This window comes from Dongia sp. (assembly GCF_041905885.1).
In the GTDB taxonomy this organism is placed as follows: Bacteria; Pseudomonadota; Alphaproteobacteria; order Dongiales; family Dongiaceae; genus Dongia.
The window spans coordinates 182,576-209,449 of record NZ_JAYRKD010000003.1 but is presented as its reverse complement, the minus strand read 5'-3'; the positions used below and the strand labels follow the sequence as shown (position 1 = coordinate 209,449).

Below are 26,874 nucleotides of genomic sequence, written 5' to 3'. Positions count from 1 at the left end.
AGCTCAGCCGCCCTTCACCACCGCGTTGACGATCTTGCGCATGACGCTGGGCAGCGCGTAGTCGCCGAGCTTGTCGAGCGGCGCGGCGACCAGGCCGGCGGGGACTTTCTCCAACCTTCCGCCCAGGAGCGTGAGCCGGAGATCGATATGGGTGAAGACATGGCGGATGTTGCCCGGCAGGTCGCGCCACTGCGCGTCGAAGGGCGCGGCGGCGCGGGCTTCGTCCGGATCCCAAGGTGCCGCGCGCCAGCTGTTGGTGGGGATCTCCATCATGCCGCCGAGCAGCCCCTCCTCCGCACGACGGCGGAGCAGCACGCTGCCGTCGGGGAGAGTCATCCAATAGGCGGTGGCGTGCAGGATCGGGCGTTCCGCCTTCGGGGTCTTGCGCGGGTAGTCTTCGGCATCGCCGGCCTTGAAGGCGGCGCAGTCGTCGCGCCAGGGGCAGAGGCCGCAGCGCGGCTTCCTTGGTGTGCAGATGGTGGCGCCGAGATCCATCATCGCCTGGGCGAAGTCGCCCGGGCGTTGATCGGGCGTCAGCGCATCGGTGAGCGCGCGGAACTCGGGCTTGGCGGCGGGCAGCGCGTTCTTCACCCGGTTGAGCCGCGCGACCACGCGCTCCACGTTGCCGTCCATCACCACGGCGCGGCGGTCGAAGGCAATCGCCGCGATCGCCGCCGCGGTGTAGCCGCCGATGCCGGGGAGTTCCAGCAAGCCGGCTTCGCTGTCGGGAAAGCGGCCGCCATGCCGCGATGCCACAACCTGCGCGCATTTGTGCAGGTTGCGGGCCCGCGCGTAGTAGCCGAGGCCGGCCCAGGCGGTGAGCACCTCGTCGAGCGATGCCGCGGCCAGCGCATTCACATCCGGCCAGCGCGCAAGAAAGGTCAAGAAATAGGGGCCGACCGTCGCTACGGTCGTTTGCTGCAGCATGATCTCGGAGAGCCAGACGCGATAAGGATCGGCCGCCTCGCCGGCCCTGGCGCGCCAGGGCAGCACGCGGCGGTGCCGGTCGTACCAGGCGAGCAGCCGTGCGGGCATGGTGTCGTCGGACGCTGAGTCTGGCTTGCGGTGGCGGGCAGGCATCGCCCTCTCTATCATGCCGCGCACGGAAGGATCAAAGGCGGCATGATCGAAGTCGAAGGCCTCGTCAAACACTATAAGGTGACGAAACGCGAGGGCGGGTTCCGGAAGAGCCTGCGCACCTTCTTCAAGCGCGAGCGCGAGACCGTGAAGGCGGTGGACGGCATCGGCTTTGCGATCCCCAAGGGCGAGATCGTCGGCTTCCTGGGCCCGAACGGCGCCGGCAAGACCACCACCTTGAAGATGCTGGCGGGCCTCTTGCACCCGACCGCAGGAACGCTCTCGGTCGCGGGTTTCCGGCCGCAGGACCGGCAGCGCGATTTCCTCGGCACGATTTCCATGGTGCTCGGGCAGAAGCAGCAGCTGATCTGGGACCTGCCGCCCTCCGACACCTTCCTGCTCAACAAGGAGATCTACGGCATCGCCGATGCCGATTACCGGGAGCGCATCGGCGAGCTGACCGAGATGCTGGGCCTGGCGACGCTGGTGACGCGGCAGGCGCGCAAGCTCTCCCTGGGCGAGCGGATGAAATGCGAGCTGGCGGCGGCGCTCATCCACCGGCCGCAGGTGCTGTTCCTCGACGAGCCGACGATCGGCTTGGACGTCAACATGCAGCAGGTGCTACGCGACTTCATCGCCGACTACAACCAGCGCACCGGCGCCACCATTCTGCTGACCTCGCATTACATGGCCGACGTGACCGCGCTCTGCAAAAGGGTGATCGTGATCGACCGCGGAAAGCTGATCTTCGACGGTGACTTCGCGGCAATCCTGGAACGCATGGCGCTGGACAAGGCGGTGAAGCTCAACTTCTCCGCACCGGTCGCGCGGGAGAAGCTGGATGGCTATGGCGGCATCACCCGGGCTATCTGCTGGCAAGCGGAGTCATCGCTTATGCGATGGCGGCGATGGGCTCGCTCACCCTCGCCAATGTGCTGGCGCTGATCCTGTTCCTGATCTGCGCCATGCTGATCGTCTATGCGATCTGGGCGCTCCTGCACACGCTGGCCTTCTGGCTGGTGAAGATCGAGAATATCTCGCAGATCTTCTTCGCGGTGTTCGAGACGGCGCGCTTCCCGGTCGGCGCCTTTCCCGGCGTGCTGCGGGTCTTCTTCACCGTCGTGGTGCCGGTCGCCTTCATGACCACGGTGCCGGCCAGCGCCGCCGCCGGGACGCTCGACTGGCGTTATGCCGTCGCGGCGCCGCTGATCGCGCTCATCGGGCTCTGGCTCAGCCACCGCTTCTGGCAGTTCGCACTCCGGCATTACACCAGCGCCAGCAGTTGATAGACTGGACGGCATGAAAGAGACCGAAAAGAAAGAAGTCGAAGTGCAGCGGCGCAACGGCGTCGCGCGGCTGTCGTCGGAGCTCTCCGCCCTGACCAAGACGGCGTTCCGCAACACGCTGGGCGGGCGTGGTTTTGCCGAGGCCGGGCTGATCACCGAATGGGCTTCGATCGTCGGCAACGACGTGGCGCGGATGAGCCGGCCGGTCGGGCTCGCCTTTCCGCGCGGCGAGCGCAAGGGTGGCGTGCTGACCGTGGAATGCGGCGGCGCCGCGGCCTTGGAGCTGCAGCACCTGAAGCCGCAGATCCTCGACCGCATCAACAGCCATTTCGGCTATGGCGCGGTCGCCGAGCTGCGCTTCCGCCAAGGTTCCACACCGGTCAAGGCGCGATCTCGCTCCGGGCCGCGCGACTCGAAGCCGCCCACCGCGGCCGAGATCGAGGAAACCACCGCGGCGCTCGCCGCCGTGCCGGAGGGCGAGATTAAGGCAAGCCTGATGCGACTCGGGCTGGCGATCCGCCGCGACAACCGTAAGAAATGAGACGGGTAAACGGCGGGATTCCGCGGCTTTTTCGGTCATGGCGGGATAACGCGGATTTCATCCACAGAAGATGACGAATCGCCTGCGGCGCAAGCTGCCCCGCATCTTGCACTCGCCTTTGAATCCTGCCAAAAACGCCGCTCAATCCTGAGCAGAATTGCCGCCACTCGCGACTCGGGTCGCGGCGCTTCCGGCTCTGAAATTCAGATGGAGTGTCGCTTGCGGAATGTGCTGATTGCGGGAGCTGTCGTGGTCGTGGCCGGGATCGGCGGTTTCCTCGCCTGGCAGCATTTCCAGGGCGCGACCGTGACCACCGCGGGCCTGGCGCCGGCCGAGCTGAAGCCGATCAACAGCCCGCTCGCCCAGCCGCAGCCCGACGATGTGATCGAAGGCGACGCCAATGCGCCGATCACGGTCATCGAGTATTCGTCGCTCTCCTGCCCGCATTGCGCGCGGTTCCAGTTGGAAGTCCTGCCGCAGTTGAAGAAGGACTTCATCGACACCGGCAAGATGAAGCTGATCCAGCGCGACTTCCCGCTCAACAAGCCTGCGGTGCAGGCGGCGCAGCTCGCGCATTGCGCCGGGCCGATGCGTTATTCCGCGCTGGTCGACGTGCTGTTCCAGACCCAGGAGCAGTGGCTGAACGAGCAGGCCGTGGAGAAGCTGGCGCAGATCGCGGCAACCGCCGGCATGGACCGCCCGACCTTCGACGCCTGCCTCGCCAACAAGGACATCGAGGCCAAGATCGTCGCCAGCCGCAAGGCCGGCGAGGACGCATTCCAGGTCAACGCCACGCCGACCTTCATCGTCAACGGCGTGAAGATGGAAGGCGAAACCTCCTACGACGCGTTCAAGGATCTGTTCGCGAAGCTGGCGCCGTCCGGTTCCTGAGTTCGGAGTTCTTTCGTTGGTTCATTTCACCAAGCTTCGTCTTCAGGGTTTCAAGTCCTTCGTCGAGACCACCGAGCTCGCGATCCAGCCCGGCATGACCGGCATCGTCGGCCCGAACGGCTGCGGCAAGTCGAACCTGGTCGAGGCGCTCCGCTGGGTGATGGGCGAAACCTCCGCCAAGCGCATGCGCGGCGGCGAGATGGACGACGTCATCTTCGGCGGCACCGGCAACCGCCCGGCCCGCAACGTGGCCGAAGTGCAGCTGCTGCTCGACAACAACGACCGCAAGGTCCCGGCGCAGTTCAACACCTCGAGCGAGATCGAGATCTCGCGCCGCATCGACCGCGGCATGGGCTCGACCTACAAGGTGAACGGCTCGGAAGCCCGCGCCCGCGACGTGCAGATCCTGTTCGCGGACGCTTCGACCGGGGCGCATTCGACCGCACTGGTCAGCCAGGGCCGCATCGGCGCCATCATAAACGCCAAGCCGATCGACCGCCGTTCGCTGCTCGAAGAGGCGGCGGGGATCACCGGCCTGCATTCGCGCCGGCACGAGGCCGAGCTGCGCCTGAAGGCCGCCGAGACCAACCTCTCGCGCCTGGATGACGTGATCGTCACCCTGGAAAGCCAGCTCGCGGCCTTGAAGAAGCAGGCCCGGCAGGCGACCCGTTATCGCAACTTGCAGGACCATATCCGCCGCGCCGAGGCGACCCTGTCGCATCTGCATTGGCTGGACGCGACCTCGCGCAAGGAACATTCGGATGCGGCGCTGCTGAACGCGGAAACCGCGGTCACCGCTTTCACCGAAGCCGCCGCGATCGCCGCGACGCAGCAGGCGGAAGCCGCCGCCTCCCTGCCCGCCCTGCGCCAGAGCGAGGCCGAGGCTTCGGCCGAGTTGCAGCATCTCACCATCAGCCACGCCAACCTCGCCCGTGAGGAAGAGCGCGTCTCCGCCGAGCTCGCCGGCCGGCAACAGCAATTGCAGGACAACGCGACCGACACCGCGCGGGCGCAGCAGCTGGCGCAGGATGCCGCCGAAGCCGCCGCGCGGCTGAACGCGGAAGCCGTCGAGATCGACGAGACCACCGCGCATGAAGCCGCGATCGCCGAGGAAGCGGCGCGCGCCGTCATCGCCGCCAATGCCGATCTCGAGGAATGCGAGGCCGAGCTGGCGCAGGTCACCGGTGCCGTCGCCGAGGGCGAGGCGCAGCTTTCGGCCTTGAACCGCCGGATCAACGATTTCACCCATCGCCTCGAGCAGCTGCAGCGCCGCCGCGAGGATGCCGAAGGCGAGCTCGCGCGCCTGCGCGAAGAGATCGCCAACGACGCCGGGATCCAGACCGCGCGCGCGGCACTTGCCGCCGCCGAGGCGCAGCTCGAAGCCGACCAGGCGACCCTGACCCAGACCGAGGCCGCTCGCGCCGCCGCGGTCGCCAAGGAAACCGAGCGCCGCGAGCAGCACCAGGCATTGAGCGCCGAGCGTGCGAAATTGCAGGCCGAGGCCGATGCCCTGGCGTCAATCTTCGCCGGCAGCGATTCCGACATGTGGCCGCCGCTGATCGACGCGCTCTCGGTCGCACCGGGCTATGAGCAGGCCCTGGGCGTGGCGCTGGGCGAAGACCTGCAGGTCTCGACCGATGCCGGCGCGCCGGTGCATTGGCGCGACCTCGGCAGCGATCCTTCGGCGCTGGAGCTGCCGGGCGGCCTGCCGCGGCTCTCCGATTTCGTCACCGGCTCCTCGGCCTTGCTGCGCCGCCTGAACCAGATCGGCGTGGCGCCGGACGAGGCCACCGGCCGTGCGCTCTCGGCCGAGCTGAAGCAGGGCCAGCGCATCGTGACCCGCGAGGGCGCCATGTGGCGCTGGGACGGCTACACCGTGGCCACCGAAGCCGCGACCGCCGCCGCGACGCGCTTGCGCCAGCGCAACCGCCTCAATGAACTGACCGCCCAGCTGGCCGACAGCCTGCCGGTGTTCGAGAGCAGTGCCTCGGATCTCACCTGGTTCAAGGAAGAATCCGTCGCCCTCACCGACCGTGAGAAAGCGGCGCGCCAGGCCCTGCAGGTCGCCTACAGCGCGGCGCGGGCCGCGCGCGACGAGGCCGACCGGGCCGAGAAACGCGCGATCGACAAGAACGCGCGGATCGCGGCCCTCGAGCAGGCGGTGCAGAGCATTGCCGGCGATACCGAAGAAGCGGCGGCGCAGAGCGCTTCAGTGCAGGAAGAACTCGCCAGCCTGCCGGATCTGCAGGTCGCGCGCGACCGCGCGGCTGAGCTGCGGCCGGTCCTGGCCGAGCGCCGCGCCCGGCTGATCGAATGCCGTTCCGCGTCGGACCGCCTGCAGCGCGAGGCCGAGGCCCGCGCCCGGCGTCGGACCGCGGTCGACCAGGAGGTTGCGTCCTGGAACGAGCGCGCCGCCCAGGCGCAGCGCCACGGCGAGGAACTCGCCGAGCGCCGCGAGGGCATCGCCGCCGAGATCACCCGCCTCGAGACCGAGCCCGCCCGCATCGCCGGCGAGCGGGCGCGCCTGTTCGACCTGATCGCCGCCTCGGAAGAGAAGCGCAAGCTCGCGGCCGACACGCTGGCCGAGGCGGAAACCGCGCTCAGCGCGGCCGACAAGAATCTCAAGGCCGAAGAGCATCGTCTGGCCGAAGCCCGCGAGAATCGCGTCCGCGCGGAATCCATGGTCGCGCAGGCGACCGAGGCCGCCGAGACCCTGGCGGCGCATATCCGCGAGAAGCTGGAATGCGCGCCGGAACAGGTCCTGGAACTGGCCGAGCTCGATCCCGGCGAGCCGCTGCCCGACCACGCCTCGACCGAGGCGAAGGTGCAGCGGCTGCTGCGCGAGCGCGAGAATATCGGCCCGGTGAACCTGCGCGCCGAAGCCGAGGCCGCCGAACTCGACCAGCAGCTCGCCGGCATGCAGACCGAGCGCTCCGACCTCATCAACGCGATCTCGCGGCTGCGCCAGGGCATCAACAGCCTGAACCGCGAGGGCCGTGAGCGGCTCCTGGCCGCCTTCGAGCTGGTGAACGGCCATTTCGAGCAGCTGTTCACCCGCCTGTTCGGCGGCGGCAAGGCCTTCCTGCGCCTCACCGAATCTGAGGATCCGCTGGAAGCCGGGCTGGAGATCATGGCCTCGCCCCCGGGCAAGAAGCTGCAGGTCATGTCGCTGCTCTCGGGCGGCGAGCAGGCGCTGACCGCCTTGGCCCTGCTGTTCGCGGTGTTCCTGGTCAACCCGGCGCCGATCTGCGTGCTGGACGAGGTCGATGCCCCGCTGGACGACGCCAACGTCGAGCGCTTCTGCGACCTGGTGGACGAGCTCGCCCGGCAGACCGGGACCCGCTTCCTGGTCATCACCCACCACCGCCTGACCATGGCCCGGATGGACCGCCTGTTCGGCGTCACCATGGCCGAGCGCGGAGTCTCGCAATTGGTCTCGGTCGACCTCCAGGAAGCCACCCGGCTCAAGGCCGCGTCTTAACCCTTCTCCGCCCGTCGTTTTCGAGGCTTTTTATCCGCCCCGCCAAAGACTTAGCGGGGGGCGAATCAAACTTGACGGGATTAGGGCGTTTACCTATGTTGCGCGCGCTCACGGCGGGGCGACTGTCGGGGGTGTCCTGTAGCAGTGCGTAAGTCTCGGAGCATCGCTTGAGGATCGGCAGATGACCGAGAAGGAGCCACCCAATCTCGGTTCGCTGGACGCGAAGCTCAAAGCTGCGCGAGAGGCGAACAAGGGACCAGGTGAGTCCTCCGGACCGTCCCAAGGGACGGAGTCCGGACTGGGGTTTGGATCCCGCCTATCGGTGGAGATCATCACCAGCCTTCTCGCGGGCTTGGGTTTGGGCTGGGTGATCGATCACTACGCCGGAACGCAGCCCTTGTTCATGCTGGTCTTCATGTTTCTGGGCATGGGATTGGGCGTCTATCACGTGATGCTCATCTCGCGGCGGCAGCAGGAAGAAGACGAACGCAAGGAGCAATGAGCGCCTGGCTTAACGGGCGCTCTAGACAGCCGGGGACGACAATTGGCAACAGCCGAACATTCACCGCTCGCTCAGTTTGAGATCAAGAAGCTGATCCCGATCGAGATCGGCGGCGTCGATATCTCCTTCACCAACTCCGCGCTGGTCATGACCAGCGTGGCGATCTTCATCACCGGCTTCATGCTGATTGGCATGCGCAAGCGCGCGGTGGTGCCGGGACGTTTCCAGGGCGCGGTCGAGTTCTTCCACGACTATGTGCACGGATTGATCGCCGAGAACGTCGGCCCCGCCGGCAAGCGCTACTTCCCGTTCGTCTTCACCATCTTCATCTTCATCCTGTTCCTGAACCTGTTCGGCCTGGTGCCGAGCGGCCCGACCAGCCTGATCTTCACCGCGACCAGCCACATCATCGTGACCTTCGCGATGGCGCTGGTGGTGTTCCTGCTGGCGACCGTCGTCGGCTTCATGCATCACGGCCTGCATTTCCTGTCGTTCTTCGTGCCGAAGGGCGTGCCGGGCTGGCTGCTGCCGCTGATGGTGCCGATCGAGGTCGCGTCCTACTTCCTGCGCCCGATCACGCTCAGCGTCCGGTTGTTCGCGAACATGGTCGCCGGCCACGTCATGCTGGCCGTCATCGGCGGCTTCGTGGTCACCCTGGGCGCGTTGTTCGTCGTGCCGGGCGTCGTTCCGCTGGCGGCCGTGGTCGCGATCTTCGCGCTCGAGCTGCTGATCGCCTGCCTGCAGGCCTATGTCTTCGCGACGCTGACCTGCATCTATCTCAACGACGCCATCCACATGGCGCATTGATCGCACTCACTCACAACTCACTCTCACCAAGTCATCTAAGCAAAAGGGAACGCTAAAAATGGATATGGAAGCAGCAAAGCTGGTTGGCGCGGGTCTCGCGGTTCTGGCGCTCGCCGGTGCCGGTATCGGTCTCGGTGTCATGTTCGGCCACTACATGGAAGGCGCGATGCGCAATCCGGAAGCCCAGGCCAAGCTGAAGGTCCAGCCGATGGTCGCCTTCGCGCTGATCGAAGCCACCGGTCTGATCGGCTTCGTCGTCTCGATGCTCATCCTGTTCAAGTAATCGAGCACGGACTCGCGCGACGAGGTAAGGCGACATGCCGCAGTTTGATCCGACGTTCTGGGTGCCGCAGCTGTTCTGGCTGGCGGTGATCGCGACCGTCCTGTTCCTGGTGATGTGGAAGATCACCCTTCCCCGGGTCGAGGTGGTCGTCACCGACCGCCAGGACCGGATCGCCGGCAACCTGACCAAGGCCGAAGCGCTGAAGGCCGAGGCGGAAGCCGCCCTCGCCGGCTATCAGAAGTCGATCGCCGACGCCCGGGCCGCGGCCCAGGCGGAGCATGCCAAGGCGGCCTCCGCGATCGCGGCGGAAACCGCCAAGCGCGAAGCCGTGTTCGGCAAGCGCCTGGGCGACCAGGAAGCGGCGGCGGAAGCCAACATTGCCGCCGCACGAACGGCCGCCATGGCGCAGGTGAAGCCGATCGCGATCGACATCGCCTCGGCCCTGACCGAGAAGCTGATCGGCACCAAGGTCGGTTCCAGCGACGCCTCGAGCGCCGTTGAAGCCGCCGCGAAGGAGCGTGCGTAATGGAGACGGAAACCAACAACGCCGTCACCACCACCCCGGCCGAGAGCGCCACCACGGCGACCACCGAGCAGGCGACCGACCACGCGGCGGAAGCCGGCGAGCACGGCCCGATCCTGGAGAACCCGGAGCTCTGGGTCGTCGTCGGCTTCCTGATCTTCCTGGTCTATGTCGGCCCGAAGGTCTGGAAGATGATCGTGACCGGTCTCGACCAGCGCTCGATCCGGATCAAGGGCCAGCTCGACGAGGCGCAGAAGCTGCGTGACGAGGCCCAGGCGCTGCTGAACGAGTATCAGCGCCGCCAGAAGGAAGCCGCCCAGGAAGCCGACGGCATCCTGGCCGCCGCCAAGGAATCCGCCGCGCACCACACCAAGGACGCGATGGCCGCCCTGGAAGCCTCGATGGCCCGCCGCGAGAAGCAGGCGCTGGAGAAGATCGCCCAGGCCGAGGCGCATGCCACCGCCGAAGTCCGCCGCGAGGCGGTCGAGGTGGCCACCGCCGCAACCCGCAAGCTGCTGACCCAGGCTCTGACCGACGACCGCGCGACCCAGCTGGTCGACCAGTCGATCAAGGAACTGGACCGCAAGCTGCATTGAGCTCGCGGCTGGATGGTTTGATGGAAACGGCGCCCTTGCGGGCGCCGTTTTCGTTTGCGGGGAGCGCTGGATCTTGAGCGCTCGGGCTGCATCAGAAGGCGCGCCGCTGGAAGATCCCGTGTTACTCGGCCGGCGCCGCCGCTTCCACCGCGCCCGCCGCGCGTTTTGGCTTGGGGTGGATGTAAAGCTCGCTGCGCTCCTTGCTAAGCGCGGCAACCGGCTGCGGCGGGCGGATGTTGTAGGCGACCGGTTTCTGGTGGTCGGCGAACTGGCGGTCGGCGTTGTAGACCTTGTTGAACTTCCAGATCGACTTGATGAAGTTGAACTGGCCGTCGAGCGCCAGGCTCCCCATCCGCTTCGCCGCCTTGCGCAGCACGGCGACGCCCAGATGCTTGCGGGCGATGACGCGCTGGGTCTCGACCAGCTCGGAATAGAACTCATGCAGCGGCAAGGTGGTCGGCAGCACCGCGTGCTGGATGTCGAACAGGCGATAATCCTGCGTGGTCAGCTTGCGGGATTCGGTCAGCCACAGCTCCGTGCCCGGATAGGGCGTCGCCACGGTCAGGTGCACGATGTCGGGAATGCTGCTCGCCCATTCGCGCACCACGGCGAAGCGCTCCTTGTCCCAGGAAGGATCGGCGATCAGGTTGATCGCGACCTTGACGCCGATCTCGCGCGCGACTTCCAGCGCCTCGGTGTTGGTGCCCATCGAGACGCGCTTGCGGTGCAGCTTCAATCCCTCGGCATCGATCGCCTCCAGGCCCAGGAACAGGTATTTGAGGCCCAGCTTGCGCCAGTAGGCGAAGACCTCCTTGTTCTTCAACAGCACATCGGCGCGGGTCTCGAGGTAGAAGCGCTTCTTGATGCCGCGGCGCTCCATCTCCTGGCCGATCGCGAAGCCATGCTCCGGATGGATGAAGGCGACGTCATCGACGATGAAGACATTGGGCTCCTGGATCGAGGCCAGCTCCTCGCCGATCATTTGCGGCGTGGCGCTCCTGTAGCTGCGGCCGTAGAAGGTCCAGGCGCTGCAGAAGGCGCAGTCCCAGGGGCAGCCCCGAGTGAACTCGATCGAGGCGCAGGGATCGAGCTCGCCGATGAAATACTTGCGCCGCCGCTTCAGCAGGTCGCGCGCCGGCTGGTACATGTCGAGATTCTCCAGCAGCACCGGCGCCGGGCCTTTGCCCTGCAAGGTCACCGCGCCCGGCACGGTCTCGACCTCGCGCTTCGGGATGGCCTTCAGCAGCATCTGGGTCGAAAGCTCGCCCTCGCCTTTCAGCACGCAGTCGATGGTGCCGCGGCCATGTTCCAAGAGCTCGTCGGCGATGAAGGAGCCGCTATGGCCGCCGATGAAGACATAGCAATCGGGCAGCCGGCCCTTGACCGCCTTGGCGAGGTCGATGACCTCGGGGACGTTGGCGAGATAGTTGAGCGAGAAGCCGACCGCCTCCGGCTTGAATGCCTTCAACTCGGCGAAGAGCTCGGGATGGGAGTGGGTCTGCAGGTCGATGATGCGGACGTCGTGTCCGGCCATGCGCACCGCCTGGGCCACCCGCTCCATGCCGAGCGGTTCCAGGCGCAGGTAGATCTCGCTGTACATCAGCGGCGACGGATGCACCAAGAGAACCCGCATTGCAGCTCCTTGCTGTGATTGGCCCCTACTCGCTACTCGCCTCCGGAAATCTTGTTGCGCCGTTCAACCGAGGAATCGGCGCTGTGGGCTTTCAGTCTCAGTCAAGATTGCCACCACCAGGGCGCTGAAGGCCAGCAGGAACAGCGCGGCACTGACCGCGTGGCCCGCCTCCCAGCGGTCCCGGAAGCTTGCCCAATTGTCGGGCAGGGTCTCCGGCGTCCAGGCGTTGAGGGCGGTGTTCACCGGATCGACCCAGGCGAACCAGATGCCGAGCGCCGCCGTGGCCGCGAGTGCCGCCAGCAGGGTGAGGATTCGGGCGGCCTTCCAGCTCCGAATCTGGGCGAACACGATCCAGGTGGTGAGGATCGCGGTCACCTCAATGATGGCGCCGACCACGCCGAAGGCGAGATAGATGTTGTGCTGCACGGTCAGCCATTCCGGCCCGTCCAGCTTCACCTTTCCCGGATATTCCAGGGCAGTGGAGAAAGCGATGCCGAGCGTCAGCGCGACCAGCAGCAAATTCACGAAGCGAACGAATTTCAGCAGCATCTCCCCGTCCACCCTCGGTCCTTGCCCCCGAGGTGGCTGGGGTCCGAGGCTTCAGATTTCGGCGACGGCCTTGATCAGCCGGTCAAGTTCCGCCGTGCTGTTGACGTAATGAACGGAAGCCCGAACCAGTTCCCGTAAACCCCTGGCCGACATGTCAAAAAGCGTCGAGGAGGCGCCCGAGACCGAGGTGTTGATGCGGCGCTTGCCCAGGGCCACCTTGATCGCGCCGGCGCTGGACCCTTGCTTGGTGAAGGTCACGATCCCGCCCTGCTTCCGGCCGATGTCATGGACCGTGACGCCGGGGATCGCCGCAAGGCCCTCGCGGAGCTGTACCGCCTTCTCGGTCAGGTCGGCCTCGATCGCCTTCATGCCGACCTTCATCGCATAGTCGGCCGCGGCGCCCAGCCCGAGCCGGCCCGCGACATAGCTCTCCCAGTTCTCGAAACGCCGCGCGTCCTTGCGGATCTCGTAGCGGTCGGGTGCCACCCATTCCGCCGCATGGAGATCAAGGAAGGGCGGCTCCAGACGCTGGATCCAGTCGCGCTGCACATAGAGAAACCCGGTGCCGCGGGGCCCGCGCAGGTATTTCCGCCCGGTCGCCGAGAGCATGGTGCAGCCGATCTTGCGGACGTCGATGTCGATCTGGCCGACCGACTGGCAGGCATCGAGCAGGAAGGGGATGCCGTGTTTCTTCGCCACCGCGCCGATCTTCGCGGCGGGATTGACCAGCCCGCCATTGGTCGGGACATGGGTGAAGCTGATCAGCTTCACCTTTCCGTCGATCATCCGTTCGAGGTCGGCGACCGAGACCTGGCCGTATTTGTCATTGGGCACCGCCTCGACCACCGCGCCGGTTTTCTTGGCGATCTGCAGGTAGGAGATCACGTTGCTGGCATATTCCGAGATGCCGGTGAGGATGCGGTCGCCCGGCCGGAAGTTCATCGCGTAGAAGGCCATGTCCCAGCCGCGGGTGGCATTCTCGACCAGCGCAATCTCGTCGGGCCGCGCGTTGATGAGTTTCGCCACCGAGGCATAGACGGCTTCGAGGCGATCGTCCGCCTTGGCCGCCGCCTCATAGCCGCCGATCTCGGCTTCGAGCTCGAGATGATCGATGACCGCCTTCAGCACCGGCTTCGGCGGCAGCGATGAGCCCGCATTGTTGAAATGCGCCACCTTCGCGCAGCCCGGCGTATCCGCCCGCAGGCGCTTGAGGTCGATGGTCATGCGTGTTTTCCCCTGATTTGAGCCCCCTCCCCCCGAGATCGGGGAGGGGAAGAAAGCGGTAATCTTGGCCGCCTACTTGAACTCGATCTTCGCCACCGGCTGGAACCGGGCGAAGCGGTCTTTCAGCAAACCGCTGTGATAGGCGATGGTGTCCGCGGCGCTCATGGTGGCATTGTCGAGCGTGGTATGCGCGTCCTCAGCCAGGGTCACGTCGTAGCCGAGGCTGTGCGCGACCCGACAGGCGGTGTCGACGCAGAAGTCGGTCTGCATCCCGGCGATCACCAGCTTGTCGACACCGAGCTTCCGGAGCTCGGCATCGAGGCCGGTATCCTTGAACGAGCTGCAGTGATACTTGGTGACGATCTTCTCACTGCCCTTGGGCGCCACTTCCGGGCGGATCTCGAAGCCTTCCAGCCCCTCGTGGAAGGCATCGCCCTCGCCGCCGTCATGGCGGATGTGGATCACCGGAACGCCCTTGGCCCGCGCCTTCTCCAGCAGCGCCGTCGCGTTCTTCAGGAATTCCTGGTCGTTGTGCGGCGGCTTCGGCTCCATCCACATCGCCTTCTGGATGTCGATCATCAGCAATGCCGTGGTCATGCCAACCTCATGTCAATGAAGGAAACCGGTTCACCTGATAGCGCCGGACCGCGCCGCGATCAATCCGCGTCCTCATTCAGGCTTCTTGAGAATGCTCTCGCATTCATCGTCATTGCGCAGGGAAATCACTTCTCCCTCGTGGTCCAGGCAGCCTTGGATCCATTGGCCTTCGTAGCTCTCATCGCCCGTTGTGTAGACGCCGGAGCCGTGTGGCTGGCCGTCCTTCCACGTGCCGGCATATTTCGCATCCTCCCAGACGAAGACGCCCTGGCCGTCCTCATTGCCGCCCCGGTACTCGCCGTCGTAGCGGTTGCCGTTGGGGAAGACGTAACTGCCGCGGCCCTCCTGCTTACCGTCCAGCATGGACCCCGAATAGGTCTCGGTCTGCGCCTGCCCGGTGCGGTCGGTGTAGGACCAGGTGAGGACGCCATCGCCCTGCGCCTTGCCGGACCGGCAGGGGCCGGTCCAGGTCACGGTCTCATTCCGCTGCGGGAAGGCGTCCCAGGCCTGGCAGTCGCGGCGATCGGTGTCCATCCATTTGGCTTCCGGGTCCCAATGCGAGTCCCAGATCCCCCAGCCGGCGATGCCGACCACGGCGATCGCGATCCCGCCGAGGACGAAGGTCGGCCAGCGCATCGCCCCTACTCCGCCGCCTTCTTCGGCTCCTCCGGCTTCCAGCGCAGATGGGGCGAGCGGGCGGCCAGCGTCTCATCCAGGCGGCGACGCGGCGTGTGGTAGGGACAGCCTTCGAAATAGGCCTTGTCTCCCGCCTTCGCACGCTTCGCCAGGCCCTTCACGCTCTCGATATAGCGGTCGAGGGCGTCGCGGCTCTCGGTCTCGGTCGGCTCCATCAGCAGCGCGCCGTGGACCACCAGCGGGAAATACATGGTCATCGGGTGATAGCCCTCGTCGATCATCGCCTTGGCGAAATCGAGGGTGGTGACCCCGGTGCCTTCGAGGAAGCTGTCGTTGAACAGCGCCTCGTGCATGCAGGTGCCTTCGAAAGCAGGCGTCAGCTCGTCCCTGAGGCCCGCAAGCAGGTAGTTCGCGTTCAACACCGCATCGCCGGAGACATGGCGAAGCCCGTCCGAGCCGTGGCTCATCATGTAGGCGAGCGCGCGGACGAACATGCCCATTTGGCCGTGGAAGCCCTTGAGACGCCCAAACGACTTGCCGCTCGCATCATGCTCGATGAGGTCGAAGCCGGTCTTGCCGTGCACCACGTAGGGCACCGGGGCATAGGGCGCCAGCGCCTCCGAGAGCACCACCGGGCCGGCGCCCGGGCCGCCGCCGCCATGCGGCGTCGAGAAGGTCTTGTGCAGGTTGATATGCATGGCATCGACGCCGAGATCGCCCGGCCGCACCCGGCCGACGATCGCGTTGAAGTTGGCGCCGTCGCAGTAGAAATAGCCGCCGACCGAATGGATCGCGTCGGCCAGCTCCTTGATGTCGTTCTCGAACAACCCGCAGGTGTTGGGGTTGGTGATCATGGTGCCGGCGACGTCCGGGCCGAGCTTGGCCTTGAAGGCGACGACGTCGACCCGACCCCGGGAATCTGCAGGCACCGGATCGACCTCGTAGTTGGCCGCGGCCGCCGTGGCCGGGTTGGTGCCATGGGCGGATTCCGGGACCAGGATGCGCTTGCGGGCGTTACCCTTGGCCAATTGGGCGGCGCGGATCGCGAGAATCCCGCAGAGCTCGCCATGGGCGCCGGCCGCCGGCGACAGCGCCACGGCCGGCATGCCGGTCAGGACTTTGAGCCAATGCGCCAGGGTGTCGATCAGCTCCAGCGCCCCCTGCACCGTTGATACCGGCTGCATCGGGTGGAGATCGCCCAGGCCCGGCATCCGCACCGCCTTCTCGTTGAGGCGCGGGTTGTGCTTCATGGTGCAGGAGCCCAGCGGGTAGACCCCCATGTCGATCGCATAGTTCTTCTGCGACAGCCGAGTGTAATGCCGGACCACCTGCGGCTCGGAAAGGCCCGGGAGCCCGATCGGATTCTGGCGGCGGAGGCCACCCAGGCGGTCCTTGTGCTCGGGCACCGCGGGGAGGTCGACGGCGGTGCGGCCGGCCATTCCCTGTTCGAAGATCAGCGGCTCCTCGAGCATCAGGCCGCGGTTGCCGGAGATGGTCCCCGCCCCCGCGCTGATCGGCGCGGTCACCGTGCCGCTCGGTCTGTCGGCCATGTTACTTCACCTCCGCGAGGGATTCTTTGAGGGCGGCTTCGAGCGCCGCCATGTCGGCATCGGTCACCGTCTCGGTCGCCGCGACCAGGAGCAGGTTCTCGAATTCCTTGCCGGGAATGAGGCGCGCCACCGGCACGCCACCCAGCACCCGGCGCTTCGCCATCGCCTCGACCACCGGGATCGCCGGCTTCGGCAAAGCGAGGGTGAACTCGTTGAAGAAGCTCTCGTTGAGCAGCTTCACGCCGGGGATCTTGCTGAGCCGGTCGGCCAGGTTCGAAGCGGTGGCGTGATTGAGTTCAGCCAACCGCTGCAGCCCGGCCTCGCCCAGCAAGGTCAGGTGAATGGTGAAGGCCAGCGCACAGAGCCCTGAATTTGTACAAATATTTGAGGTCGCTTTCTCGCGGCGGATATGCTGTTCGCGGGTCGAGAGGGTCAGCACCCAGCCACGCTTGCGGTCGACATCGACGGTCTGCCCGGCGAGGCGGCCCGGCATCTGCCGCAGGAACTTCTCCTTGGCTGCGAAGAGCCCGACGTAAGGCCCGCCGAAGCCCAGCGGATTGCCGATCGACTGCCCCTCGGCCACGGCGACGTCGCAGCCTGTGTTCCCCGGCGCGCGAACCAGGCCATAGGAGATCACCTCGGTCGAGACTGCGATCACCAGCGCGCCAGCGGCATGCGCCGCTTCGGATAAAGTCGCGAAATCAATCAGATGGCCGAAGAAGCTGGGATTCTGGATGACGACACAGGAGGTTTCCTTGTCGATCATCTTCAAGATGTCTTCGCGCGCTTCCGGGTCGTAGGGCGCGGCGGCCACCTGGAAGCCGGTATGCTCGCCGTAGGTCTCGATGACTTCGCGGTAATGCGGGTGGAGACTGCCGGAGATGACCGCCTTCTTCCGGCGGGTGACCCGGTTGGCCATCATCACCGCTTCGACCGTCGCGGTCGCGCCGTCATACATCGAGGCGTTGGCGACATCCATGCCGGTCAGCAGCGCGACCTGGGTCTGGAACTCAAACAGATACTGCAAGGTCCCCTGGGTCACCTCCGGCTGGTAGGGCGTGTAGGAGGTCAGGAACTCGCCGCGCTGGATCAGGTGATCGACCGAGGCCGGAACATGGTGCCGGTAGGCGCCGGCGCCGAGGAAGCTCGGCACCGAGCCGGTCCCGAGGTTTTTGGCCGCCATGGCGCCGATCGCCCGCTCGACCTCGAGCTCGCCGGCATGGGGCGGCAGGTCGACCGGGCCTTTCAGCAGGGCGGCGGCGGGCACGTCGCGATAGAGGCTCTCGACCGAGGGGACCCCGATCTTGGCCAGCATCGCCCGACGGTCTTCGTCGGTCAGCGGGAGGTAACGCATTCTAGTTGTCCTTGGAGAGATTCATTGTGCGGCACCCCACCCCAACCCTCCCCCGAAGTCGGGGGAGGGAGAAGCAAGCGCGGTGCACCCCTCCCCCAGCTTTGGGGGAGGTAGGGAGGGGGTGCTCCAAACTGGATGCATGACGATCAGTGCAAGCCGTCGACGTAGGCCTTGTAGGCGGCCTCATCCATCAGTCCGTCGAGCTCGGCCTTGTTGGCGAGCCTGATCTTGGCGAACCAGCCCTTGCCCAGCGCGTCCTCGTTGACGGTGGCCGGCGCGTCGGTCAGCGCATTGTTGACCTCGGCCACCTCGCCGCTGATCGGGGCGTAGACTTCGCTCGCCGCCTTCACGGATTCGACGACGGCCATCTCCTTGCCCTTCTCGATCTTCTTGCCGACTTCCGGCAGCTCGACGAAGACCACGTCGCCCAGCTGCTCCTGGGCATAGGGGCTGATGCCGACGGTCGCGGTGTCGCCGTCGACCAGCACCCATTCATGTTCCTTGGTGTAGCGGATCGCACCCATCTCGAAGACTCCCCGATGTTAATTGCGGTGATAGCGGTGTGGCGTGAACGGCATCTTGGCGACGCGGGCCGGCAAGGCCTTGCCGCGCACCACCAGGTTGACGGCGTTGCCGATGCCCGCCGAAGCGGTCGCGACATAGCCCATGGCGATCGGCTTGCCCAAGCTGGGGCCGAAGCCGCCGGAGGTCACCTCGCCGATCTCGCGGCCCTCGTCATTGGCGATCTCGGTATGCGCCCGGGCCGGCGCCTTGCCTTCGGGCAGGATGCCGACGCGCTTCCGCGTGACACCCTCGGCCCATTGCTTCTGCAGCACGGCATCGCCGGGGAAGCCGCCTTCCTTGCGCCGCCGCTCGGCGATCGCCCAGGAGAGCCCGGCCTCGACCGGCGAAGTCTTCTCGGTGATGTCGCTGCCGTAGAGGCAGAGCCCCGCTTCCAGGCGCAGCGAATCGCGGGCACCCAGGCCGATCGGCTTCACCTCCGGCTCTTTGAGTAGTGCCTGGGCGAAAGCGACCGCCGAGGCGCCGGGGACCGAGATCTCGAACCCGTCCTCGCCGGTGTAGCCGGAACGCGTCGCGTAGCATTTCACGCCGGCGATCTCGAGCACGGCGCCGGTCATGAAGGTCATCTGGGCGCTGCCCGGTGCAAGGCGCGCGATCACCGCCCCGGCCTGCGGGCCCTGGATCGCCAGCAGCGCGAAATCGTCGAGGCGCTCGAGCTTGCAATCCTTCGGCAGGTTGGCGGCGATATGGCTGTAGTCGGCATCCTTGCAGCCGGCATTGACCACCATGCGTAAGGTCTCGCCGTCTCTTGTCACCATCAGGTCGTCGAGGATGCCGCCCTTGGTGTTGGTCAGGAACCCGTAGCGCTGCTGCCCGGATTTCAAGGAGCGGAAGTCGTTGGGACAAAGCTTCTCGATCGCCGCCGCGGCCGCGTCATAGCTGGGCCCAGTGATGCGGAACTGGCCCATATGCGAGACGTCGAACAGGCCGGCCGCGCTGCGCGTGTGCTGGTGCTCGCCCAGGATTCCCATCGGGTATTGCACCGGCATGTCATAGCCGGCGAAGGGCACCATCTTGGCGCCGAGTTCCACATGCAGCGCGTGGAGCGGGGTTTGCTTCAGGGATTCAGTCTCTGACAACGCGGCCTCCGACAGAAATGGGATGCGCGGACTCCCCCTCACGGCGGAAGCGCAACCCCCCTCTGTCCTTGGACCTGAGAGATTTCCCGAACGTCGACTCCACGCCAAGAGAAGCGCGCGCCGGGTTTACTCCTTCGGTGGGCCGAGTCGTGAACTCTGCTCGGCCGCTTTCCAGAGCTGCATGTCGCCGCGGTCCTTTTGCCTGAGAGTTTCCGGGGGCGGTTGCTCCTTCGGCGTCGGACCACACTCTCCTGAATGCGGCTCGATCTCTCCCGCAGGCGACAGTGTCGCGCGCACCTTGGGCCGGGCGCCGCGCAAGGTCAAGGGGGCAAGTAGATCCTTGGGATGAGGCCGACGGAAGGCCGCCGTCGCAGCCTATTTCTTCTTGCCGCCGCTGGGATCGTATTTGAACGAGACCTTGAGCTTGGTGCGGAAGGCTTCGACCTTGCCGTTCTCGATCACCAGGTCCTGCTCGATCACTTCCGCGACCCGCAGATCACGCAGGCTGCGCGAGGCGAGCTTGACCGCCGACATCGCGGCGTCTTCCCAGGACTTGTTGCTGGTCCCGATCAATTCCAGGACCTTATAGACGCTGTCAGCCATTCCTGCCTCCCGGTCGCTTGGGCTCTGCGGAATGTCCGGTTCGGACCCAAGCTCCCGAACCGGGCCTTGGTGATGCGGGAATGCTAGGACCGAACGAAGCCCGGCGTCAAACCGGGGCGGGAAACTACTGCTGCGGGTTGCGGCGGTTGTAGGCGAGCTCTTTCTCGGTCACTTCGAGGAAGACGTAGATCTGGTAGAAGTCGCCGTTCTCGCCCTGCTTCAGCGGGATCGTCACCAGCGGGTTGTCGACCACCTGCGCGCTCGGCTTGTCGGCGGTGAGCGGGATGGTGACGTCGAACTGCTGGCGGGTCAGCTTCTGGCCGCCCCGGCCGGTCAGCGCGATCACGTAGTTGAAAGTGACCTGTTCGCCGGTCAGCTTCGGCCCGCGCGAAGCCATCAGGGTCACCAGGAGATCGCTCTGGATCTTGGTCTTCTTGGTATCGGTGTCCTCGATGTATTTGCACATCGGCTTCACGCTGACGATGCGCGCCTCGAAGGCGGTGTCGGTCAGATCCTCGGACTCGCCGGCAAAGCGGGTGATGTAGGAAGCGTCCGGCACCGGCTTGATCGCCGGGCAAGGCATCGACTGCTTCGGCGTCTCGGCGCAGGAGCCCAGCGCCAGGACGGGCAGCATCGCCGCGAGCAGACCGCCGCGCTTCATCCAACCGATCGCGCGCCCGCCGGCAGCCATCGCCATCCTCTTCCCCGTCATGAATGCTTCACAGCGTCTTGTGCGAACCGTCGCAGAACGGCTGGCCTTTGGTGTGCTTGCAACCGCAAAAGAACACGGTCTTCGCTTCCGTCGCGTCGTATTTGACCGGCGAGAACGCCGAGCCCTTGTGCGAGCCATCGCAGAACGGCTGGTTCTTGCTCTGCCCGCAGGCGCACCAGAAGTAGGCCTTGCCCGCCACCACATCGACTTTGAAGGGCGCCTTCTGCGCGATATTCGGCTCGGCCATCGGTGATCCTCTCCCGCCCGACCGGGGCTGGCCGAGACTCCGCTCCTGGAGTCGCCGGGCCGGACCGGGGTCGTGGCCGGGACTTTAATTAACCCCCTGAAATTCCACAAGCCCGCCGCGGTTTGGTCATGAACCGGCGGCATCATCCGCCCCGCCATGTCCGCCCCCTTCGTCTGCCGCCATGCCCACCGGAACGTCGCCCGGTTTGAAGTTGCCCGCCCGCCGCAAATCCCTATATTCCGGGGCAACGGTGCAATTGCGGAATCCGGAATGCCCCAGCGCGCATCCAAGGGTCGGCCCCTCACCATATTGCTTTCCTCGCCGCGCGGCTTCTGCGCCGGGGTCGATCGCGCCATCCAGATCGTCCAGCGGGCGCTGGAGCGGTTCGGCGCCCCGGTCTATGTCCGCCACGAGATCGTGCACAACCGGCATGTCGTGCAGGAGCTGGAGCGCCAGGGCGCGGTCTTCGTCGAGGAGCTGGACGAGATCCCGGGTCAGTATCCTGTCGTCTTCTCCGCCCATGGGGTGCCGAAGTCGGTCCCGGCCGACGCCGAAGCACGCAACCTGCTCTATCTCGACGCCACCTGCCCGCTGGTCAGCAAGGTGCACCGCGAGGCCGAGGTCCATTACAACGCCGGCCATCACCTGATCCTGATCGGCCATGCCGGACATCCCGAGGTGATCGGCACGATCGGCCAGCTGCCGCCCGGCGCAGTCACCCTGATCGAGACCGCCGAGGACGCCGAGAAGCTCGAGTTCAAGGACCCTACGCGGCTGGCCTACATCACCCAGACCACGCTTTCGATCGACGACACCGTCGGCATCATCGACGTGCTGCGCCGCCGCTTCCCGGCGATCCACGGGCCGCGCAAGGAAGACATCTGCTACGCGACGACCAACCGCCAGTCGGCGGTGAAGACCATCGCCGAGCGCTGCGACCTGATGCTGGTGATCGGCGCGCCGAATTCCTCGAACTCGCGCCGCCTGGTCGAGGTGGCCAAGAGCTGCGGCTGCCCCGAAGCCCATCTGGTGCAGAAGGCGACCGAGATCGACTGGAACTGGCTGGAGAATGTCGACACCGTCGGCATCACCGCCGGCGCCTCGGCGCCGGAGCTCCTGGTCCAGCAGGTGATCGACGAGCTCAAGGAACGCTTCGACGTCACCATCGAGGAAGTCTCGGTCACGGTCGAGACCACCCATTTCAAGCTGCCGCGCGCCCTCACCGCCTGACATTCCCCACGACTGATCCACCATGGCCGTCTATACCGAAGTCCCCGACGGCGATCTCGCCCAGTTCATCGCCGACTACGACATCGGCGATGCCGTCTCCTGCAAGGGCATCGCCGAGGGCGTCGAGAACAGCAACTACCTGCTCAGGACGACGAAAGGCACCTTCATCCTGACGCTCTATGAGAAGCGGGTGAAGCTCGAGGACCTGCCCTTCTTCATCGGGCTGATGCAGCATCTCGCAAGCAAGGGCCTCAACTGCCCGACGCCGATCACCGACCGCCAAGGCCAGGCGCTGAAGGCGCTCTGCGGCCGGCCGGCGGCGATCATCAGCTTCCTCGAAGGCATGTGGCCGCGCCGGCCGAACGAGAAGCATTGCCAGGCTTTGGGCGGGGCGCTCGCCGATTTCCACTTGAAGGGCCGCGACTTCGCCCTGCGCCGGCCGAACAATCTCTCGGTCGAAGGCTGGCGCAAGCTGATCGCGGACACCGCGGCGCGCGCCGACGAGGTGGAGCCCGGCCTCAAGGATCGCCTGGCGGCGGAATTCGCCTATCTCGAGGCAAGCTGGCCGAAGCAGCTGGAGAGCGGCGTCATCCATGCCGATCTCTTCCCGGACAATGTCTTCTTCCTCGGCGACCGGCTCTCCGGGATCATCGACTTCTATTTCGCCTGCACCGATTTCCTGGCCTACGATCTGGCGGTCTGCCTGAACGCCTGGTGCTTCCAGCCGGATTTCAGCTTCAACGTCACCAAGGCGAGGCTGATGTTCGACAGCTATCGCAAGATCCGCCCGATCCCCGAGGCCGAGATGCAGGCGATGCCGCTCTTGGCCCGCGGCGCCGCGCTGCGCTTCCTGCTGACCCGGCTCTATGACTGGCTGAACCACCCGCCCGGCGCCTTCGTGAAGCCGAAGGATCCGGTCGAGTACATCAGGAAGCTCCGCTTCCATCAGGGCGCGCGGGACATCGGCGCCTACGGCTTGAAATGACGGACAAGCCTATCGTCGACATCTTCACCGACGGCGCCTGCAGCGGGAATCCCGGTCCGGGCGGCTGGGGCGCGCTGCTGCGTTACGGCACGGTGGAGAAGGAGCTCTCCGGTGGCGAGGAGCAGACCACCAACAACCGCATGGAACTGATGGCGGCGATCGCCGCGCTGGAGGCGCTGAAACGCCCGGCGGTGGTTCGGGTTCATACCGATAGCCAGTATGTGAAGAACGGCATCACCGAATGGGTGGCGCAGTGGAAGCGCCGCGGCTGGCGCACCGCCGACAAGAAGCCGGTCAAGAACTCCGACCTCTGGCAGCGGCTGGAGAAGGCGGAACAGCCGCACCAGGTCCAATGGCTCTGGGTCAAGGGCCATAGCGGCCATGTCGAGAACGAGCGCGTCGACCAGCTGGCCCGGCTGGCGATCCCGGCCAAGGCGGTCGGATAAAGCGGCGCGCTGGATGTGAAACGCTGAGCCTTCGTCAGCGTTAACCCCCACCCCAACCCGCCCCCATCTTGGGGGCGGGGGATGGGTAGACCCGTCACTCTCATCAGGCTCTTCAAGAGAGTCCCCTCTCCCAAGATGAGAGGGCTAGGGAGGGTGTTGACGCCTCCGCATGCACTCATGCGCAGGGAACGCTCCACCCCAACACCGGTTGATCTCCCACGGCCCGGTGTTCAATGGGATGGCATCCCTTGCGCAGACTCGGAAAAATTCTCCTCTGGGTATTGGGAACCCTTGTGGCGCTGATGGTGGTTGCCGCCATCGGTCTCTATGCGCTGCTGCATTCCTCCTATCTCCTCGAACAAGCCCAGGGACGCGCCAGCAAGGCGACCGGCCGCGCCGTCACCATCGGCGCGCTCGATGTCGATTGGAGCTGGACCCCGGTGATCCATCTGCGCGACGTCAACCTCGCCAATTCGGAGTGGGGTGAGGCGGAGCAGATGTTTTCCGCAGAAACCGTCGCCTTCGCGATCAAGCCCTGGCCTTTGCTCGGCGGGCATGTGGTGCTGCCGTTCATCCGAATCGAAGCTCCGAAGGTGTCGCTGGAGAAGCGCAAGGACGGCACCAGCAATTGGGACTTCAACGAAAATCCCGTCGCGGCGACCGCGGTGGAAGCCGTGCGTCCCGACGATCGCGCCGAGGCGCCGTTCATCGGCCAGCTGGAGATCACCAAGGGCAAGATCGCCTACCGCGACGCCTCGCGAAAGCTGAAGCTCGACGGCGATATCGATCTCGCCGCGGGCGAGGCCGCGGGCAACGATCCGACCGTCGAATTCAAGGCCGAGGGCACGCTGGAAGAAAGGCCGCTCAAGCTCGCCTTCAAGGGCGGCTCGATCGCCATGCTGCGCGACACCGAGCATCCCTACCCGCTCGATCTGCGCGTCGACTACGGTGCGACCTTCATCACGCTCAAAGGCACGGTCGGCGATCCCTTCACCTTCGGCGATGCCAATGTGAAGATGCACCTCAAGGGCCCCGATCTCGCCGACGTCTTCCCGCTGCTCGGCATCCCGGCGCCGTCGACGCCGCCCTACGATCTCGCCGGCGACCTGAAGCGCACGCCGAAGGAATGGCGGCTGGAGAACATGAAGGGCCGGATCGGCAACAGCGACGTGACCGGCGTCGTCGCCGTGGAGCCGCGCGAGAAGCGCAACTATCTGGAAGCGAAGCTCGTTTCCAACAATCTCGATTTCGACGATCTGGGGCCGCTGATCGGCATTCCGCCGGAAACCGACGAGGCTGCTTCCAAGGAGCAGAAGAAGGAAGCCGGCGAGATGAAGGCGGAGGGCAACCTCTTCCCCGACAAGCCGCTGCAGACCGAGAAGCTGCGCGCCATGGACATGGACGTGACCCTGGACGCGAAGAAGGTCACCGCCGCGCCCTACCTGCCGGTCAAGGCGATCACCTTCAACGTGAAGGTCGATGACGGCAATGCCCAGCTCAGCAAGCTCAACATGGCGATCGCCAATGGAACCGTGACCGGCAAGATGGGCCTGGATGCACGCAAGGATGTGCCGATTGCCACCGCCGAGCTGTTCCTGAAGAATCTCGACCTCAAGACATTCTTCAAGGACTCCGAATACATCAAGACCACCAATGGCAAGGTCGGCGGCAAGGTCACGCTTGAGGGCCAAGGCAAGTCGCTGGCCCAGGTCTTCGGCGTCGCCGACGGCGCGATCGAGCTCGGCATGACCGGCGGATCGTTCAGCGGGCTGATGCTCGCTTTGGCCGACCTCGACATCCAGAACGCGCTTTTTCTCTACATCACCGACGATAACCAGATCCCGGTGCGCTGCGTCGCCGGCGGCCTCACCTTCTCCAACGGCAATGCCAAGTTCTCGCGCACCCTGATCGACACCAAGGAATCGGTGATCTACGTCAACGGCAACATCGACTTGAAGTCCCAGACGCTGAAGACGGAGCTCGACGCGGATTCCAAGGTGGTCAGCGTGCTCAACATCCCGGCGCCGATCCTTGTCGAAGGCAAGATCCGCAAGCCGAAATTCTCGCTGGGCAAGGGCTTCCCGATCCCGATCCCGCGGATCGGCGATGCCGAGGACAAGCCCTGCGACAAGATGCTGAACGACATCTTCTCGCCCTCATAAGCCGGCCATTCCCTCCACCGCCGCGACGGCGGTGAGATAGGCGCCGTGGGCGGTGCCCGCAAATTCCACGGAACAGGCTTCACCGGCGAAAAAGAGGATGTCGTCGATCGGCCGCGCCAGCACGGCGCGCTGATCGCTGGCGCCGGGTGAAGCCGATGAATAAGAGCCGAGAGTCCAGGGATCGCCGGCCCAGGCGGTGACGATGCTGCGGGTCGAAAGCGCTGCGCGGATATCGCTGCCGAAAGCGCCGACCAGGCGCTCGGTCAGGTAGTCCACCGAGGCCGCGGCACCGGCGCGCTCCAGCCAGGCGCCGTGGCGCCCGCCGGTGACACCGACCACGTAGTCATAGCCGAACGGCCGCAGTTGGGTCGCGATCGGCATCTCGCCGTCCAGCATCAGGGTGGCGCTGGTCGGCGCCTCGGGGCCGAAGGGATTGCGCTTCAGCAGGATGCCGATCCGATTGTGCACGCCGAGCGGCAGGGCGCCGGCCGCCGCCAGCTTCCAATCCGGCAACGGCGGGTCGAAGGCGATCCGGCCGGACGCCAGCAGGTTGGTCGACACCGTCAGCAGCAAACGCCGGCCGGCGATATTGCCCTTGACGGTCTCCACCACCACGCCGCCGGAGCCCCAGCGGATGCGGGTCGCCGCGGCGTTGAGCGTCACCGGGACATCCGCCCCCCAGCCTGCCACCAAGGCGCCGTAGCCCTCGCGGACCGGCCAGTTCTCATCGGTGTCGTTATAGGCATCGACATCGATCGTGGAGATCTCATCGGGGTCGTGGGAGGTCCCGAGCGAGAACCAATAGGCATGCAGGGCCACCCAGGGATGGTCGAGGTCCATCACCTCGGACACGGCGACATCTTCGCCGCGCGCCGCGGCCTTGGCGATCGCGGCGTAGTTGCCGGCCATGCCGCGATGCACTTCCGCATGCTCGGCCTCGGTCAAGCGGCGCGCGCCCATGAAACCATTCATCCGCCAGGCGCCGTCGCGCCGATAATGGAAGCCGAGGCGATCGGCGATCGCCGGAAAAGGATTGAGGCTGGCCGAATGCATCCAATGGCAGCCGAGATCCATCGGCATGCCGGGGGCCATCTCCTCGGTATAGGCGCGCCCGCCGATCCGATGCGCGGCTTCGATCAGGTGAAAGGTGAGGCCCCGCCCCTGCGCTGCCTTGGCCGCGGCCAGGCCCGCGGCACCCGCGCCGACGATGACGACATCCACATCCGCACTCACGCAACACCCTCGCTGAAATCCGCGCGCACTCTATGGCGCGGCGGCGTCATGCCGCAACGGTTATC

General features: G+C 66.0%; 28 protein-coding genes and 1 riboswitch. Of the genes, 14 read left to right on the top strand and 14 right to left on the bottom strand.

What is annotated here, in order from left to right; translation table 11 throughout:
- Positions 1 to 3: 3 nt before the first annotated feature.
- A complete protein-coding gene (mutY, locus tag ACH2CY_RS04345) occupies positions 4 to 1,080 on the bottom strand; it encodes an A/G-specific adenine glycosylase (RefSeq protein WP_395016324.1) in 1,077 nt (358 codons plus the stop codon).
- Between the two features lie 42 nt (positions 1,081 to 1,122).
- Between mutY and ACH2CY_RS04340 the strand changes: the two genes are divergently transcribed.
- From ACH2CY_RS04340 to ACH2CY_RS04295, 10 genes are all read left to right on the top strand, one after another.
- Complete coding sequence (locus tag ACH2CY_RS04340; protein ID WP_395016321.1) at positions 1,123 to 2,022, top strand: ATP-binding cassette domain-containing protein; 900 nt, start codon at positions 1,123 to 1,125, stop codon at positions 2,020 to 2,022.
- Positions 1,986 to 2,363, top strand: a complete 378-nt coding sequence (locus ACH2CY_RS04335) for an ABC-2 family transporter protein (protein ID WP_395016319.1) — start codon at positions 1,986 to 1,988, stop codon at positions 2,361 to 2,363. The genes ACH2CY_RS04340 and ACH2CY_RS04335 overlap by 37 nt, the downstream gene beginning before the upstream one ends.
- 13 nt (positions 2,364 to 2,376) lie before the next feature.
- Positions 2,377 to 2,904, top strand: a complete 528-nt coding sequence (locus tag ACH2CY_RS04330; protein WP_395016318.1) for a DUF721 domain-containing protein — start codon at positions 2,377 to 2,379, stop codon at positions 2,902 to 2,904.
- A gap of 228 nt (positions 2,905 to 3,132) precedes the next feature.
- Complete coding sequence (locus ACH2CY_RS04325) at positions 3,133 to 3,795, top strand: DsbA family protein (RefSeq protein ID WP_395016556.1); 663 nt, start codon at positions 3,133 to 3,135, stop codon at positions 3,793 to 3,795.
- 16 nt (positions 3,796 to 3,811) lie between these two features.
- Positions 3,812 to 7,276, top strand: coding sequence for a chromosome segregation protein SMC (gene smc, locus ACH2CY_RS04320; protein WP_395016316.1), 3,465 nt, complete (start codon positions 3,812 to 3,814; stop codon positions 7,274 to 7,276).
- 181 nt (positions 7,277 to 7,457) lie between these two features.
- On the top strand, positions 7,458 to 7,778 hold the full coding sequence (locus tag ACH2CY_RS04315; protein WP_395016314.1) for an AtpZ/AtpI family protein: 321 nt from the start codon (positions 7,458 to 7,460) through the stop codon (positions 7,776 to 7,778).
- A 42-nt stretch (positions 7,779 to 7,820) separates the two neighbouring features.
- Entirely contained in the window at positions 7,821 to 8,585 is a 765-nt protein-coding gene (locus ACH2CY_RS04310; RefSeq protein WP_395016311.1) for a F0F1 ATP synthase subunit A, read from the top strand.
- Between the two features lie 58 nt (positions 8,586 to 8,643).
- Entirely contained in the window at positions 8,644 to 8,868 is a 225-nt protein-coding gene (gene atpE, locus ACH2CY_RS04305) for an ATP synthase F0 subunit C (RefSeq protein ID WP_395016309.1), read from the top strand.
- A gap of 34 nt (positions 8,869 to 8,902) precedes the next feature.
- Complete coding sequence (locus ACH2CY_RS04300; RefSeq protein WP_395016308.1) at positions 8,903 to 9,394, top strand: F0F1 ATP synthase subunit B'; 492 nt, start codon at positions 8,903 to 8,905, stop codon at positions 9,392 to 9,394.
- The gene (locus tag ACH2CY_RS04295; protein ID WP_395016307.1) at positions 9,394 to 9,987 is read left to right on the top strand and encodes a F0F1 ATP synthase subunit B; all 594 of its coding nucleotides are present in this window, start codon (positions 9,394 to 9,396) and stop codon (positions 9,985 to 9,987) included. The genes ACH2CY_RS04300 and ACH2CY_RS04295 overlap by 1 nt, the downstream gene beginning before the upstream one ends.
- Positions 9,988 to 10,108: 121 nt before the next feature.
- Here the strand turns inward: ACH2CY_RS04295 and hpnR are convergent, their stop codons facing one another.
- The 12 genes from hpnR to ACH2CY_RS04235 all read right to left on the bottom strand — a co-directional run bounded on the left by hpnR (position 10,109) and on the right by ACH2CY_RS04235 (position 20,753).
- Complete coding sequence (gene hpnR / locus ACH2CY_RS04290) at positions 10,109 to 11,620, bottom strand: hopanoid C-3 methylase HpnR (RefSeq protein ID WP_395016305.1); 1,512 nt, start codon at positions 11,618 to 11,620, stop codon at positions 10,109 to 10,111.
- Between the two features lie 63 nt (positions 11,621 to 11,683).
- A complete protein-coding gene (locus tag ACH2CY_RS04285; protein ID WP_395016302.1) occupies positions 11,684 to 12,169 on the bottom strand; it encodes a hypothetical protein in 486 nt (161 codons plus the stop codon).
- A 51-nt stretch (positions 12,170 to 12,220) separates the two neighbouring features.
- Positions 12,221 to 13,393, bottom strand: coding sequence for an aminotransferase class V-fold PLP-dependent enzyme (locus ACH2CY_RS04280; RefSeq protein WP_395016300.1), 1,173 nt, complete (start codon positions 13,391 to 13,393; stop codon positions 12,221 to 12,223).
- 72 nt (positions 13,394 to 13,465) lie between these two features.
- Positions 13,466 to 13,990: a cysteine hydrolase family protein gene (locus ACH2CY_RS04275; RefSeq protein WP_395016298.1), complete on the bottom strand. Its 525-nt coding sequence runs from the start codon at positions 13,988 to 13,990 to the stop codon at positions 13,466 to 13,468.
- Positions 13,991 to 14,062: 72 nt separating this feature from the next.
- Entirely contained in the window at positions 14,063 to 14,626 is a 564-nt protein-coding gene (locus ACH2CY_RS04270; protein WP_395016295.1) for a hypothetical protein, read from the bottom strand.
- Between the two features lie 5 nt (positions 14,627 to 14,631).
- On the bottom strand, positions 14,632 to 16,176 hold the full coding sequence (gcvPB, locus tag ACH2CY_RS04265; protein ID WP_395016294.1) for an aminomethyl-transferring glycine dehydrogenase subunit GcvPB: 1,545 nt from the start codon (positions 16,174 to 16,176) through the stop codon (positions 14,632 to 14,634).
- A 1-nt stretch (position 16,177) separates the two neighbouring features.
- Complete coding sequence (gcvPA, locus tag ACH2CY_RS04260) at positions 16,178 to 17,530, bottom strand: aminomethyl-transferring glycine dehydrogenase subunit GcvPA (protein WP_395016293.1); 1,353 nt, start codon at positions 17,528 to 17,530, stop codon at positions 16,178 to 16,180.
- A 146-nt stretch (positions 17,531 to 17,676) separates the two neighbouring features.
- Positions 17,677 to 18,054, bottom strand: a complete 378-nt coding sequence (gene gcvH / locus ACH2CY_RS04255; RefSeq protein WP_395016291.1) for a glycine cleavage system protein GcvH — start codon at positions 18,052 to 18,054, stop codon at positions 17,677 to 17,679.
- 18 nt (positions 18,055 to 18,072) lie between these two features.
- A complete protein-coding gene (gene gcvT, locus ACH2CY_RS04250; protein WP_395016289.1) occupies positions 18,073 to 19,191 on the bottom strand; it encodes a glycine cleavage system aminomethyltransferase GcvT in 1,119 nt (372 codons plus the stop codon).
- A 180-nt stretch (positions 19,192 to 19,371) separates the two neighbouring features.
- Positions 19,372 to 19,476: riboswitch (glycine riboswitch) on the bottom strand.
- A gap of 90 nt (positions 19,477 to 19,566) precedes the next feature.
- Entirely contained in the window at positions 19,567 to 19,794 is a 228-nt protein-coding gene (locus tag ACH2CY_RS04245; RefSeq protein ID WP_395016286.1) for a dodecin family protein, read from the bottom strand.
- Between the two features lie 124 nt (positions 19,795 to 19,918).
- Positions 19,919 to 20,491 (bottom strand): hypothetical protein, encoded by a 573-nt coding sequence (locus tag ACH2CY_RS04240; RefSeq protein ID WP_395016284.1) that lies wholly within the window; start codon positions 20,489 to 20,491, stop codon positions 19,919 to 19,921.
- A 22-nt stretch (positions 20,492 to 20,513) separates the two neighbouring features.
- Complete coding sequence (locus tag ACH2CY_RS04235; protein WP_395016281.1) at positions 20,514 to 20,753, bottom strand: CDGSH iron-sulfur domain-containing protein; 240 nt, start codon at positions 20,751 to 20,753, stop codon at positions 20,514 to 20,516.
- Between the two features lie 270 nt (positions 20,754 to 21,023).
- Between ACH2CY_RS04235 and ispH the strand changes: the two genes are divergently transcribed.
- The 4 genes from ispH (at position 21,024) to ACH2CY_RS04215 (ending at position 25,576) form a co-directional block, all read left to right on the top strand.
- Positions 21,024 to 21,983 carry a 4-hydroxy-3-methylbut-2-enyl diphosphate reductase gene (ispH, locus tag ACH2CY_RS04230; RefSeq protein ID WP_395016279.1) on the top strand — a complete coding sequence of 320 codons (960 nt, stop codon included), beginning with the start codon at positions 21,024 to 21,026 and terminating at the stop codon, positions 21,981 to 21,983.
- 22 nt (positions 21,984 to 22,005) lie between these two features.
- Entirely contained in the window at positions 22,006 to 22,968 is a 963-nt protein-coding gene (locus ACH2CY_RS04225; protein ID WP_395016277.1) for a homoserine kinase, read from the top strand.
- Positions 22,965 to 23,414 (top strand): ribonuclease HI, encoded by a 450-nt coding sequence (rnhA, locus tag ACH2CY_RS04220; RefSeq protein WP_395016276.1) that lies wholly within the window; start codon positions 22,965 to 22,967, stop codon positions 23,412 to 23,414. The genes ACH2CY_RS04225 and rnhA overlap by 4 nt, the downstream gene beginning before the upstream one ends.
- Before the next feature lie 233 nt (positions 23,415 to 23,647).
- A complete protein-coding gene (locus tag ACH2CY_RS04215) occupies positions 23,648 to 25,576 on the top strand; it encodes an AsmA family protein (RefSeq protein WP_395016273.1) in 1,929 nt (642 codons plus the stop codon).
- Here the strand turns inward: ACH2CY_RS04215 and ACH2CY_RS04210 are convergent.
- Positions 25,571 to 26,809, bottom strand: coding sequence for a flavin monoamine oxidase family protein (locus ACH2CY_RS04210; protein ID WP_395016271.1), 1,239 nt, complete (start codon positions 26,807 to 26,809; stop codon positions 25,571 to 25,573). The two genes, ACH2CY_RS04215 and ACH2CY_RS04210, sit on opposite strands and share 6 nt — an antisense overlap.
- Between the last annotated feature and the right edge of the window lie 65 nt (positions 26,810 to 26,874).